Genomic DNA, 12017 nt, shown 5'->3' with positions numbered 1-12017 from the left:
CTTCGGATGGATCCGCCGAAAGGCAGAGCCTTCCGGCGGAGTTAGGTCGCCGTCCCGCGGGTCAGCGGAACAGGTCTTCGGCGGGGGGACGGACCAGCTCGCGGCGGACTTCACCGGGGCGGAACCAGGTCCGGTCCACGCCCCGGATCACCGCCACCGGAAGGCCGGTGGCCTTGCCCAGCACCAGGTCTGCGGCCGCCGCCAGTTCATCAACCACCGCCACCTCGGTGACTTGGAGCTCCCGGCCCTGGGTGTCGTGCTGGCCGCGGTGGTCGAGGATCGGGCCAATACCGGCGCTGCCGATGGCTACGTCGGTCAGGCCCCGCCGCCACGGCCGCCCAAAGGTGTCGCTCACGATCACCGCCACATCCACGCCGGAGCGGGCGCGGATCCCGTCCCTGATGCGACGGGCTGAGCGATCACTGTCCACCGGCAATAGCGCGGCGTAGCCGCGTTCGATGTTGGACAGGTCGACACCGGCGTTGGCGCACACGAAGCCATGAGACGTCTCGGAAATGACCAGGTCCCCCCGGCGACGCAGGGCCCGGACCGTCTCGGCCTCTACCAGTCGCTTGTGGTCGAGGGGGTCATCGGGGTCGATGGCCACCAACCGGTTCTCGGCCTTGGAGACCACCTTCTGGGTGACCACCACCACGTCACCGTCGAGGAGACCCTCGGGTTCACTCTCGGCGGCTTCGACGATGATGGCGGCAAGGTCGGTGCCCGGTGTGATCTCGGGGATGCCGGCAACGGCGCGGATGGACAGAGACGGTGCGCTCATGACAGGACCACACGGGCCAGTGAGGCGGCAACGCCCGGTTGCTTCATGATGGTCGGGGTGACCACTGGCTCGATGCCTTCGGCTGCAACCGCGTCGGCCAGGTCGGCGTCGGCTTCGTCGATCACCAGCCGGGCCGCCAGGGGTGCGTACCAGCGGGCGATCCCTACGACAGATGCCTCCGTTCCCAGCTCCCGCAACAGCCGGTCGGCGGGCCCCTTCAACGCGGCACCGGCGACAATGGGTGATACCGCCACCGTGCGATCACGGGCCGCGACCAGGCGGTCTCTGACCCCGGGCACGGCCAACACCGGGTCGATGCTGACCACCGGGTTGGACGGGGCGATCACCACCCGGGCCGAACCGTCGATGGCAGCTAGCACCTCGGGACCGGGTCTGGCCCGGGCTGCTCCGTCGAATCGCACTGCGCTGACCGCCACGGAGTGCCGTAGCTGCACGAAGTACTCCTGGAAGGTGATCTCACGTCCTCGGTGGTCGCCTTCGGCCAACGTGACCATGGTGCGCAGCGGGTCATCGGTCACCGGCAGTACCCGCAGGCCCAGACCCCATGACGACACGATCTCAGCGGTGACCTCGGTCAGCGTCGCCCCCTGACCCATCCGATGGGTTCGATAGAGGTGGGTACCGAGGTCCCTGTCGCCCAGGTTGAACCAGTCGACGCCGCCATAGCGCCCGAGGGTCTCCATCGCCTGCCAAGACTCGCCGGCCAGCCCCCATCCGGTGTCGGGGTTGATCTGGCCGGCGAGCGTGTAGGTGATGGTGTCGAGGTCCGGACTGATGTGCAGCCCGTGGAGTACCAGGTCGTCGCCGACGTTGGCCACCGCTGTCACCCGCTCGGCGGGCACGACCTCCAACAGCGCGGCAAGCATCCGCGCCGCGCCGACGCCACCGGCGATCACAGTGACCGGCTCGCTCGCTGGGGTGTGGCTATCTCCGGCAGGCACGGTCGCGGACCCTACCGCCCCGACTCAGTGGGCCAGCCCGTCCAGTGCGCCAGACAGCAGGGCCACATCGGCATCGACCATCATGTTCACCAGCTCGGGGAACGAGGTGGATGGTTCCCAATCGAGCTGTCGGGTGGCCTTGGCCGGGCTTCCGACCAGCAGATCGACCTCGGCGGGACGGAAGAAGCGCTCGTCGACCTTGACGTAGCGTTCCCAGTCGAGGTCGACTCGGCCGAAGGCCAGCTCGCAGAACTCCCGAACCGAATGGGTCTCGCCGGTGGCCACGACGTAGTCGTCGGGAGAGTCCTGTTGGAGCATCCGCCACATGGCGTCCACGTAGTCACCGGCGAATCCCCAGTCCCGCTGGGCATCGAGGTTGCCGAGCCTCAGCTCATCGGCCTGACCCAGCTTGATCTTGGCCACGGTGTTGGAGATCTTGCGGGTCACGAACTCCAGCCCACGCCGGGGTGATTCGTGGTTGAACAAGATGCCCGAGCTGGCGTGGAGGTCATAGCTCTCCCGGTAGTTGATGGTCATCCAGTGGCCGTATACCTTGGCCACGCCGTAGGGGGAGCGGGGGTAGAGCGGGGTGCGCTCGGTTTGGGGCACTTCCTGAACCTTGCCGAACATCTCGCTGGAGGACGCCTGGTAGAAGCGGATCTCGGGATCCACGAGTCGGATGGCGTCGAGGATGCGGGTCACGCCCAATCCAGTGACCTCGCCGGTGAGGACCGGCTGGGTGAAGCTGGTCTGCACGAAGGACTGTGCCGCGAGGTTGTAAACCTCGGCGGGGCGGTGCTCCTGGAGGATGTGGATCATCGAGACCTCGTCGAGGAGGTCACCGGGTACGAAGGTGATCCGGTCCTGGAGGTGGGCGATTCGCTCGAAGTTGACGGTGGAAGACCGGCGAACCATGCCGATCACCTCGTAGCCCTTCGCCAGCAGAAGCTCGGCGAGGTAGGAACCGTCCTGGCCGGTGATGCCGGTGATGAGCGCGCGCTTGGTCATGGCGAGTTGTCTACCTACAACCTCCTCCGCTGTCTGCCAACTGGGTTGACACGCCAGCGCATTTCTCGACGGACGCCAGGTTTGGGAGGCTGACGGGGTGGACACCTGGGAACCGAGTTGGCCGGGCCGACCGACCGGGCCCGGGTCGTTGGGTCGGCGGATCGCGGAGATGCGCGGCGCCCGGGGTTGGACCCAACAACAGTTGGCCGAGCGGCTGGGGATCTCACGGGTGGCGGTGTCGCACCTGGAGACCGATCTGAACACCCCGGGCGAGAGGACGGTTGCCATGCTGGCCGGGCTGTTCCGCATGGAACCTCACGAACTGGTGGCCGGAACCAGCTACCCCGTAGCCAAACAGGATCGGCTACCCCTCGTTGTGCCCCGCTGGACCGACGCGGAGCATCAACTGGCCCTATTTCGCCGAGACTTGTGGTGGATCGACCAGTTGTCAGCCGGATCACAGGCCGGCGAGGCCGAAGGCGACACCTCGCGGCACCTCTGGTCCTCAGCCGAGCAGGTGCTCGACCAGTGGGACCAGAGGTTGGCCCAGATGGCTGCCGGTGCCGTTGACGGGTCGGAGGCCGATGAGTTGGAGATGGCCCGCCGGGATCTGGCCGACCTCAGGCTCGATCTTCGCCGCCAGCCTCGATGACCTGCACCGGTGTGTGGGTGGGGGTGTCAGGCGCCTCGCTGGCTTCAAATGCGGGGACAGCGCTTTCTTCGGCCGGGGACGCATCGGGGGCGCCGGCCGCCAGGTCTATGAGGCGCTGCACCTCGGCACCATGAAGGGTCTCGTGCTCGAGCAAGCTTCGGGCCACCAGATCTAGACCCTTGCGGTGTTCGGTCAGAACCTCGACGCAACGTTGCTCACAGGCCCGCAGGATCCGCTCGGTCTCCTGGTCGATCACCCGGGCGGTGTCGTCGGAGTAGTCCCGCGCGTTGTGCATCAGGTCCTCGCCGAGGAATACCTGGCCCTGCGAGCCCCAGGCCATGGGCCCGATGCGATCGCTCATACCCCACTCTCGAACCATCTTGCGGGCTCGTTCGGTGGAGACGACGAGGTCGTTGTTGGCTCCGGTGGACACCACGCCGAACACGAGGCGCTCGGCAATCCGGCCACCCATGGCCACCACGATCGACTCTTCGAGGTAGTCCTGGTTGTAGGAGTGCTTGTCCTCTTGGGGGAGTTGCTGGGTGACGCCGAGCGCCATGCCCATGGGAAGGATGGTCACTTTGTGCACCGGGTCGGCGGACTCGAGAACGGTGGCGCACACGGCGTGGCCGGCCTCGTGGTAGGCGGTCAGCTCCTTCTCCTTCTCGGAGAGGGCCATGGATTCGCGTCGCTGACCCATGAGGACCCGGTCTCGCGCGTACTCGAAGTCGTCTCGGCCGATCATCTCCCCACCACGGCGCACGGCGTGGAGCGCGGCCTCGTTGACCAGGTTGGCCAGTTCGGCACCGCTCATGCCGGGGGTGCCGCGAGCCAGGACCACCAGGTCGACATCGGGGCTGATGCGCTTGCTCTTGGCGTGGACCCGCAAGATGGCGAGGCGTTCATCGTGCTCAGGGAGCGGGACGACCACCTGACGGTCGAACCGGCCTGGTCTCAGCAGAGCGGGGTCCAACACGTCGGGCCGGTTGGTGGCGGCGATCATGACGATGCCTTCGGTGGCCTCGAAACCGTCCATCTCGTTGAGCATCTGGTTGAGCGTCTGTTCCCGCTCGTCGTGGCCACCGCCGAGCCCGGCCCCGCGTTTGCGCCCGATGGAGTCGATCTCGTCGATGAAGATGATGGCTCGACCCATCTTGCGGGCCGTCTGGAAGAGGTCTCGAACCCGGCTGGCGCCGACGCCTACGAACATCTCCATGAAGTCCGACCCGCTGACCGAGAGGAACGGCACACCGGCTTCTCCGGCCACAGCCCGGGCGATGAGGGTCTTGCCGGTGCCGGGAGGTCCGACCAGTAGGACACCCTTGGGGATGCGAGCCCCGATCTGGCTGAACTTCTCGGGGTACTTGAGGAAATCGACCACCTCGCGGATCTCGGTCTTGACCCCCTCGTAGCCGGCCACGTCAGCGAAGGTGGTACCCGGCCGTTCCGTTGAGTAGGTCTTGGCCCGAGAACGGCCGATGGACATGATGTTGCCCATCTGGCCCTGAGCTCGGCGCTGCATGAACACGAAGAAGCCCACGACCAGCAGCGGGAAGAACAGCACCGGCAGCCATTGCTCGAGGAACCCGGCCTGGGGTGTCTTGGGCTTGAGCACGACGTCGTGTTCGCGCAGAAGGGCCAGGTCTGCATCGGGGAAGGGCTGCAGGCCGGTGGTGTGGAACTCCGAACCCGAGGTGAACTTGCCGGTGATCTTGGCGTTGACGTTGTCGTAGGTGACCTCGGCCACCTTCTCCTTGGAGACCTGGTTCAAGAACTCCGAGTAGCTGAGCTCTTTGCCCTTCTCGGGACCCTGGTTGAGGAGCAGGAGCACGACCAACGCGCACACGGTCAGGCCCGCCCACAACATCCACCGGGTGGGGCCGGCCGGGCGCAGCGCCCCACCGGGTCCGCTCGTTCCGCCGACCCCACCAGGTCCAGAAGGACGCCCTTCGGGGCGACGCGGGGGAGGTGGGGGCGGAGGCGGCGGTGGAGGGCCGTCGGAAGACATGGCGACCATGCTAGGAGGCGGAGCTGACAACCAGGCAGGCGGGGTCGCCATCCGCGGTTCCGGGGCACGCCGCCGGTACCCTCGGTCCATGCGCCGTAGCTGTGCTCGACCGGGATGTGGGGAACCAGCCACAGTCACGTTGTCCTACGACTACGGAGGGGCCACGGTGTGGCTCGAGTCGCTGGCTCCCGAGGGTCACCCCATGACCCACGACCTGTGCGAGCGCCACGCGGCGCGGACCAATCCGCCCCGAGGCTGGAACCTGGTCGACCGTCGCGCCCTCGGGGGGCCCTTGCTGTTCGAGGCCCCGCTCGCTTCCTGAGCCTGGATCCGCCGAAAGGCAAAGCACTCCGGCGGAGTCCGGTCGCCGGCGATCGATCCCGACGTCAACGTGGGTGTGGCCCGTCGGTAGCATCGTGCCCCCATGGCCGCGGTCGATCCTGATTCCATGTCCGCGCCGTTAGCGCCCGATCGGGGGGAGCCCAGGTGGGGTCTGGGTGACGCGCTGGGTGGGTGGCTCATCGCCTACTCGTCGGCTTCGTTCCTGGGCCTGTTGATCCTGAGCGCGTTCGGCTACACCAGCGAACAGATAGAGGCCAACGACATCCCGTTGACCATGGTGGCCCTGAGTTACCCGCCCCTGTGGATCGGTTTCGTGGGCATCCCGGTGTGGGCGGCCGCCGCCAAGGGCAGCGGCTGGGTCACAGACTTCCGGGCTCGGTTGAGGCTGAAGGGCGTGCCGATCGCCGCTCTCGTCGGGGTCCTCACCCAGCTCGTGGTGGTACCGCTGATCTCGGCCCCGATGCTGTGGCTCACCGGCACCGACATCGAAGAACTGGGTCGACCGGCCCGCGAGCTGGGTGAGAAGGCCACCAGCCCGGGCGCGGTCTTCTTGTTCGTACTGGTGGTCGCCATCGGCGCCCCGATTGCCGAGGAGCTGTTCTTCCGTGGTCTGGTGTTGCGGGCGTTGGAGAAGCGTTTCGGCATCAGGTGGGCGGTTGTGGGTTCGTCGGTAGCGTTCGGCGCTACCCACTTCCAGTTCCTACAGTTCCCTGCACTCACGGCTGCGGGACTGGTGTTTGCGTGGTGGGTGGTGCGCTCGGACAACCTCTGGGCCGCCGTGGTGGGGCACATGGCGTTCAACCTGGTGACGGTGGTGAGTCTGGTATGGCTGAACTGAGCGGGACCGAGATGGCAGAACACGACGCGCCCAACGGCGCAGGTGAGACATCCGAAGGCGACGGTGGCGTGACCGTTACGGCTGCATCTGGCAGCGATGGATCCGAGCCGCTTCGCCCCGCCGCCGAGGTGGTGGCCGTCCTATGGCGACGACTGGTCGAGTTCGTCAGAGCCGACCCCGGTCGGGTGGTCGAGGCCGCGGTGTCGTTGTTGTCGGTGACCCTGGCCACGGCCTTGGTCCTTCGAACGCTCAACGTCGAGCTTCTGTGGGCCGACACCACTCCCACCGGCGGTGACATGGGCGCCCACGTTTGGGGTCCTCGCTACCTGCTCGACAACCTGCTACCCCAGGGCCGGCTCTCGGGCTGGACCCCCGACTGGTACAACGGCTTCCCCGCATACCAGTTCTACATGGTCGTCCCGTCGTTGATGATCGTGGCGCTTCACGTGGGGTTGGCCTGGTACGGCACGGTCGCGGTGGTCCTGGCCGGTACCTTCGCCACGGTCCAGGGGTACCTGCGCCCTCGGCTTCGCCCCTACCGCCACCTGATCTTGGTCGGCGCGGTGCTGGCCACCGTCCTGGCCACATCGATGCCCTACAACCGGGCGTTCAAACTGGTCACCGTGATCGGGCTCGTCGGTCTCCCTGTCGCGTGCTGGGCTTTCGCCAAGCTCGCCGATCTGCCCTTTCCAGCGCCGCCGTTGGCTGCCGCGGCCGCACTGTTGTTCGCCTACAACCGTGAACCTCTCTACAACGACACCGGCAACATCATCGGTGGCAACTTCCACTCGACCATGGCCGGCGAGTTCGCCTTCTCGATAAGCCTGACGTTGTCGGTCCTTTACCTGGGGGTAGCGGCCCGGGGTCTCAAGACCGGCCGCCACCGGGCGCTGGCAGCCGCGCTGTTCGCGCTGGCCGGGCTGTGCCACCTGATCCCGGCCTTCTTCGTGCTGGCGTGCACCGCCGCTCTGCTGGCTGTCCATCCCGATCGGGGGCGGGTGCGATGGCTTGCCACCATGGTGCCGGTGGCCGGTCTACTGACCGCGTTCTGGGTGGTTCCGTTCGCCTGGCGCAGCCACTACGTGAACGACATGGGCTGGGAGCGCCTGCCGCTGCCCTTCGCCGAGACCACCGACAAGGGCCTGGCCCTCTCGGGCGACCAGGGATCGGTCTGGTACTACCTGATCCCGCCGGGCCTCAAGTGGTTGATGGTGGTGGCCTTCCTCGGTGTGATCCTGTCGATCGTCCGTCGCTATTCGGTGGGAATGGTCTTGGGCTTGGCCTGGGGCGCGGTGTGGGTGGCCTTCTCGTTCATGCCCCAGGCCCGGCTGTGGAACGCGAGGCTGTTGCCGTTCATGTACCTGTCGGTGGCGCTTCTTGCCGCGATCGGCACCGCCGAGGTGATCCGGCTGTTGGGCATCGCCGGCAGCGGTCGCCCGGAACGGCCGCTGCGAACGATCACTGCCCCCATGGCTTCTCTGGCCGTATTCGGGGTACTCCTGTACACGGCCCTCCCGTTGTCGGGAGTGCTGGAAGGTACCGAGGTCTTCGGGGTCAAGGTGGTGAGGCGGACACCGACCCAAGATGGCAAGGTCGAGTCACGCTTCTGGTTGTTCTCCACGACCTCATCGAACCCGGTGGGGGGATGGGCGGCCTGGAACTATTCGGGACTGGAGCGCAAGCAGGCCCGTCCCGAAGGCTGCGACGCCGCCAACAGCGAGACAACTTGCAACTCCGGGGGTTGGGCGGAGTACCGGGACCTCATGGCCACCATGAGCGACATCGGGGCCGACCCTGACCTTGGTTGTGGAAGAGCGTTCTGGGAGTACTCCCGCGATCGCCTCGAGGGGTACGGCACCCCCATGGCCGTCATGCTGCTGCCGTACTGGACCGACGGCTGCATCGGTAGCCAGGAGGGTTTGTACTTCGAGTCGACCCCGTCGGTGCCGCACCACTTCTTGATGCAGTCCGAGTTGTCGACGGGTCCGTCCAACCCCCAGCGGGGAATGAGCTACCCGCCCTTCGACATCGACGCCGGCGTTCGACACCTGCAACTTCTGGGCGTCAGGTACTACATGGCCACATCTGAGGGTGCGGTGGCCGCGGCCGGCGCCCACCCGGACCTGACCGAGGTCGCGGTCAGTGGCCCGTGGCACATCTACCTGGTAGCCGGGTCCGAGACGGTGTCGGCCTTGGACTACGAACCGGTGGTGGCCACTGGAATCGACGAGAGCCAGCACGGATGGCTGCCCACCGCGGCGGCGTGGATGCTCGATCCCGAAGCACTGGCCGTTCCCATCGCTGAACGAGGCCCTGAGGACTGGGCCCGCGTCGCGGCCAAACCGATTCCCGAGGATCTGCGCGGCCCGGTGGGCTGGGTGCGCCAACAACTGGGATTGACCGGGACCATGGACCGGGTTCCCGACCTGCCCCGCCAGAAGCTCCCCTCCGTAGAGGTGAGCGACATCGTCTCGGACCGCAGCTCCATATCGTTCCGGGTCTCTCGCCCGGGAGTTCCGGTGTTGGTCAAGACCTCCTACTTCCCCAACTGGGTGGCCGAAGGTGCCGACGGCCCCTACCGGGTGACCCCCAACCTGATGGTGGTCGTGCCGACATCGACCGAGGTGAAGCTGGAGTACTCGAGGACCCCGATCGACCTGGCCGCCACCTTCATGTCGCTGCTGGGCCTCGTAGGACTCTTGCTCCTGGCCCGCCGACCCCAGGTCGAGGTGGCGCCCTGGTCTCCAGGGCCGGTGTCGGTGTGGCTCGACGACCTGTTGTCCTTGCCCGACCCGACCGACACCGACACCCATACCGACTCGGACCTCGACGGTCCCGACATCGATGACCCCGACCCCGGCACCGCGGACGACGTTCACGGGCCGGATCACGATGGCGGTGACCGCCCCGCAGGTGATCTGGTGGACGTCGCAGGCACCGAGATCGCTGCCGACGGAGGCCCTACATCAGGGGCCGGTCCCGCTCTGGTCACCGAAGCAGGAGGGACGGAGGCAGAGCATGGGTGAAATGGCCGCCCCGCCGAGGCTCTCGGTCATCATCCCGGCCTACCGCGAAGGAGTTCGCATCGCGGACGCTGTCGAGCGAATCCGGGCCGACCTGAGCGATCACCTGGACCGGCGAGAGCTGGAGGTGGTGGTGGTCGACGACGGTTCCGGGGACGGCACCGCCGAGGCCGCCAGCAGCGCCGACCTGGTGCTCACCCATGGGGTCAACCGGGGGAAGGGGGCTGCGGTTCGCACCGGGATGCTGGCGGCCCGAGGCCGGACCCGAGTGTTCACCGATGCCGACCTCTCCTATGCCCCCGCCCAGATCGTCGGACTGCTGGCGGCGGTCGAGGCTGGTGCCGACATGGTGGTCGGCAACCGGTACCACCCCGATACCCACACCACTGTGCCCACCAGCACCCTGCGAGAAGTTGGCGGTCGCTTGGTCAACGGGGCGACAAGGCTGGTCCTCCACCAGCACCGGGCCGACACCCAATGCGGCCTGAAGGGCTTCCGAGCCCAGGTTGCCGAGTTGCTGTTCTCGCTCACCAGGGTCGACGGGTTCGCCTTCGACGTCGAGCTGTTCATGTTGGCTGAGCGCTACGGGCTATCGGTTGTGGAGATCCCCGTAGAGCTGGAGAACTCGGGCCGATCCACCGTGCGGGTTGTGCGTGACGCATCGCTCCTCATGGTCGACCTGATGCGGATGCGGGCCGATCTGAAAAGAGGCCGATACCGAGCCCAGCCCGAGTTGGTGGCCGGGTTGGCGACAGGCACCGACTCGACCATCCACTAGGGTCCTCGGCGCCATGGCAGACCTAGACGCCATCTTCAAGGCGTACGACATCAGGGGCACGTTCCCCGACCAGATCGATGCCGACACCTGTCGGTCCATCGGTGCCGCCTTCGCCCGGTTCGCGCTCGACGAGGGAGGGCCGGTGCCAGAGATCTTGGTGGCCCGGGACATGAGACCCTCTGGCGTCGAGCTCGTGGTCGCCTTCAGCGAGGGAGCTCGTTCTCAGGGCGTGGACGTGGTCGACCTGGGGCTGGCCTCCACCGACCTCGTCTACTTCGCGTCGGGGCGGCGAGGTGCTCCCGGTGCGATGTTCACCGCATCGCACAACCCGGCCCAGTACAACGGCATCAAGTTCTGCTTGGCCGGCGCCCGCCCTGTCGGCGTCGACTCCGGTCTCGACGTCGTGCGAAGGCTGGTGGATTCACCGCCGCAGGCGACCTCTCAGGCCGGTGCCCTACGCCAGCTTGACCTTCTCGGTGACTTCGCCGACCACGTCCGCTCCTTCGTGGACGTCTCCAAGTTCCGCCCCCTCAAGGTCGTGGCCGACACCGCCAACGGCATGGGTGGCCTGGTCGTACCCGCCGTGTTCGAGTCGCTGCCCTTTGACCTGGAGATCCTCTTTCCGGAGCTGGACGGCACCTTCCCCAACCACCCCGCCGATCCCATCCAACCCGAGAACCAGCGTGACCTGTGCGCGCGGGTACGTGAGGTCGGAGCAGACATCGGCTTCGCCTTCGACGGTGACGCCGACCGTGTCTTCGTCGTTGACGAGAAGGGTCGGGGGCTGTCGGGTTCTGTGACCACCGCCATGGTCGCGGCCGGGGTGCTGGCCAAGGAGCCCGGAGCCACTGTTCTTCACAACCTGATCTGCTCCAAGGTGGTGCCCGAGGTGGTGCGTGAGAACGGCGGCACGCCGGTGCGCACCAAGGTGGGCCACTCCTTCATCAAAGCGGAGATGGCGACCACCGGAGCAGCCTTCGGTGGCGAGCACTCGGCGCACTACTACTTCCGTGACAACTACCGGGCCGACTCGGGCCTGATCGCGGCCATGCACGTGCTGGAGTTGCTGTGCGCCGCAGACGAGCCGATGTCGGTGCTGCGGTCCCCCTATGACCGCTACGCCGATTCGGGCGAGATCAACACCCAGGTCTCGAACCCCAGCAAGGTGATCGATTCGGTGGCGGCCACCTTCGCTGCCAGTCACCCCGACGCCACCCAGGATCGCCTCGACGGGTTGACCGTCGATCTCGGTGACTGGTGGTTCAACCTGCGTCCGTCCAACACCGAACCACTGTTGAGGCTCAACCTGGAGGCTCGTACTCGAGACGAGTGCGATGCCCACACCTCTGAGCTTCTCCACTTGATCACCAAGGGATGACCGTCATGGCCCTCGACCCCAAGCTTCTCGAGATCCTCGCCTGCCCCGACGACAAGGGCCCGCTTCTGTACTTCGAGTCGGAGGAAGCCCTGTACAACCCTCGGCTCAAGCGCCGCTACGAGATCCGCGACCACATCCCGGTGATGCTCATCGACGAGGCCGTCACCGTAGACGACGCCGAGCACGAACGACTGATGGCCAAGGCCAAGGCCGACAACGTCCGTTCCACCCTGTCGGAGGGTTAGAT

Annotated in this window: 11 protein-coding genes; 7 read left to right on the top strand and 4 right to left on the bottom strand. The window is 66.8% G+C overall.

Going from position 1 to position 12017, the window contains the following annotated elements; translation table 11 throughout:
• Positions 1-61 precede the first annotated feature (61 nt).
• The 3 genes from cofE to gmd are packed head-to-tail and all read right to left on the bottom strand — an operon-like array spanning position 62 to position 2751.
• Complete coding sequence (gene cofE, locus IPG97_15265) at positions 62-781, bottom strand: coenzyme F420-0:L-glutamate ligase (GenBank protein MBK6857860.1); 720 nt, start codon at positions 779-781, stop codon at positions 62-64.
• On the bottom strand, positions 778-1743 hold the full coding sequence (locus IPG97_15260) for a 2-phospho-L-lactate transferase (GenBank protein ID MBK6857859.1): 966 nt from the start codon (positions 1741-1743) through the stop codon (positions 778-780). The genes cofE and IPG97_15260 overlap by 4 nt, the downstream gene beginning before the upstream one ends.
• Before the next feature lie 24 nt (positions 1744-1767).
• Positions 1768-2751, bottom strand: coding sequence for a GDP-mannose 4,6-dehydratase (gene gmd / locus IPG97_15255; GenBank protein ID MBK6857858.1), 984 nt, complete (start codon positions 2749-2751; stop codon positions 1768-1770).
• Between the two features lie 169 nt (positions 2752-2920).
• Between gmd and IPG97_15250 the strand changes: the two genes are divergently transcribed.
• Positions 2921-3403 (top strand): helix-turn-helix transcriptional regulator, encoded by a 483-nt coding sequence (locus IPG97_15250; GenBank protein ID MBK6857857.1) that lies wholly within the window; start codon positions 2921-2923, stop codon positions 3401-3403.
• On the opposite strand, the gene ftsH is transcribed toward IPG97_15250, so the two are convergent.
• Positions 3372-5411 carry an ATP-dependent zinc metalloprotease FtsH gene (gene ftsH / locus IPG97_15245; protein MBK6857856.1) on the bottom strand — a complete coding sequence of 680 codons (2040 nt, stop codon included), beginning with the start codon at positions 5409-5411 and terminating at the stop codon, positions 3372-3374. The two genes, IPG97_15250 and ftsH, sit on opposite strands and share 32 nt — an antisense overlap.
• A gap of 88 nt (positions 5412-5499) precedes the next feature.
• On the opposite strand from ftsH, the gene IPG97_15240 reads away from it, so the two are divergent.
• The 6 genes from IPG97_15240 (at position 5500) to IPG97_15215 (ending at position 12015) form a co-directional block, all read left to right on the top strand.
• Complete coding sequence (locus tag IPG97_15240) at positions 5500-5733, top strand: DUF3499 family protein (protein MBK6857855.1); 234 nt, start codon at positions 5500-5502, stop codon at positions 5731-5733.
• Between the two features lie 102 nt (positions 5734-5835).
• Positions 5836-6591 carry a CPBP family intramembrane metalloprotease gene (locus IPG97_15235; GenBank protein ID MBK6857854.1) on the top strand — a complete coding sequence of 252 codons (756 nt, stop codon included), beginning with the start codon at positions 5836-5838 and terminating at the stop codon, positions 6589-6591.
• Complete coding sequence (locus tag IPG97_15230; GenBank protein MBK6857853.1) at positions 6579-9617, top strand: hypothetical protein; 3039 nt, start codon at positions 6579-6581, stop codon at positions 9615-9617. The genes IPG97_15235 and IPG97_15230 overlap by 13 nt, the downstream gene beginning before the upstream one ends.
• The gene (locus tag IPG97_15225) at positions 9610-10392 is read left to right on the top strand and encodes a glycosyltransferase (GenBank protein MBK6857852.1); all 783 of its coding nucleotides are present in this window, start codon (positions 9610-9612) and stop codon (positions 10390-10392) included. Before IPG97_15230 ends, IPG97_15225 begins: the two co-directional genes overlap by 8 nt.
• 13 nt (positions 10393-10405) lie before the next feature.
• Positions 10406-11770 carry a phosphomannomutase/phosphoglucomutase gene (gene manB, locus IPG97_15220; GenBank protein ID MBK6857851.1) on the top strand — a complete coding sequence of 455 codons (1365 nt, stop codon included), beginning with the start codon at positions 10406-10408 and terminating at the stop codon, positions 11768-11770.
• Between the two features lie 5 nt (positions 11771-11775).
• Positions 11776-12015, top strand: a complete 240-nt coding sequence (locus IPG97_15215; protein MBK6857850.1) for a Trm112 family protein — start codon at positions 11776-11778, stop codon at positions 12013-12015.
• The last annotated feature ends 2 nt before the right edge of the window (positions 12016-12017 follow it).

This window comes from Microthrixaceae bacterium, from assembly GCA_016702505.1.
GTDB lineage: Bacteria > Actinomycetota > Acidimicrobiia > Acidimicrobiales > Iamiaceae > Aquihabitans.
Note: the sequence above shows the minus strand (reverse complement) of the source record. Positions and strands in the feature narration are given on the sequence as shown.

Coding starts and splice junctions, on each gene's coding strand:
- IPG97_15215 (MBK6857850.1), top strand. CDS start 11,776: ATGGCCCTCGACCCCAAGCTTCTCGAGATCCTCGCCTGCCCCGACGAC.
- IPG97_15240 (MBK6857855.1), top strand. CDS start 5,500: ATGCGCCGTAGCTGTGCTCGACCGGGATGTGGGGAACCAGCCACAGTC.
- manB (MBK6857851.1), top strand. CDS start 10,406: ATGGCAGACCTAGACGCCATCTTCAAGGCGTACGACATCAGGGGCACG.
- cofE (MBK6857860.1), bottom strand. CDS start 781: ATGAGCGCACCGTCTCTGTCCATCCGCGCCGTTGCCGGCATCCCCGAG.
- IPG97_15230 (MBK6857853.1), top strand. CDS start 6,579: ATGGCTGAACTGAGCGGGACCGAGATGGCAGAACACGACGCGCCCAAC.
- IPG97_15225 (MBK6857852.1), top strand. CDS start 9,610: ATGGGTGAAATGGCCGCCCCGCCGAGGCTCTCGGTCATCATCCCGGCC.
- IPG97_15250 (MBK6857857.1), top strand. CDS start 2,921: ATGCGCGGCGCCCGGGGTTGGACCCAACAACAGTTGGCCGAGCGGCTG.
- ftsH (MBK6857856.1), bottom strand. CDS start 5,411: ATGTCTTCCGACGGCCCTCCACCGCCGCCTCCGCCCCCACCTCCCCCG.
- IPG97_15235 (MBK6857854.1), top strand. CDS start 5,836: ATGGCCGCGGTCGATCCTGATTCCATGTCCGCGCCGTTAGCGCCCGAT.
- gmd (MBK6857858.1), bottom strand. CDS start 2,751: ATGACCAAGCGCGCGCTCATCACCGGCATCACCGGCCAGGACGGTTCC.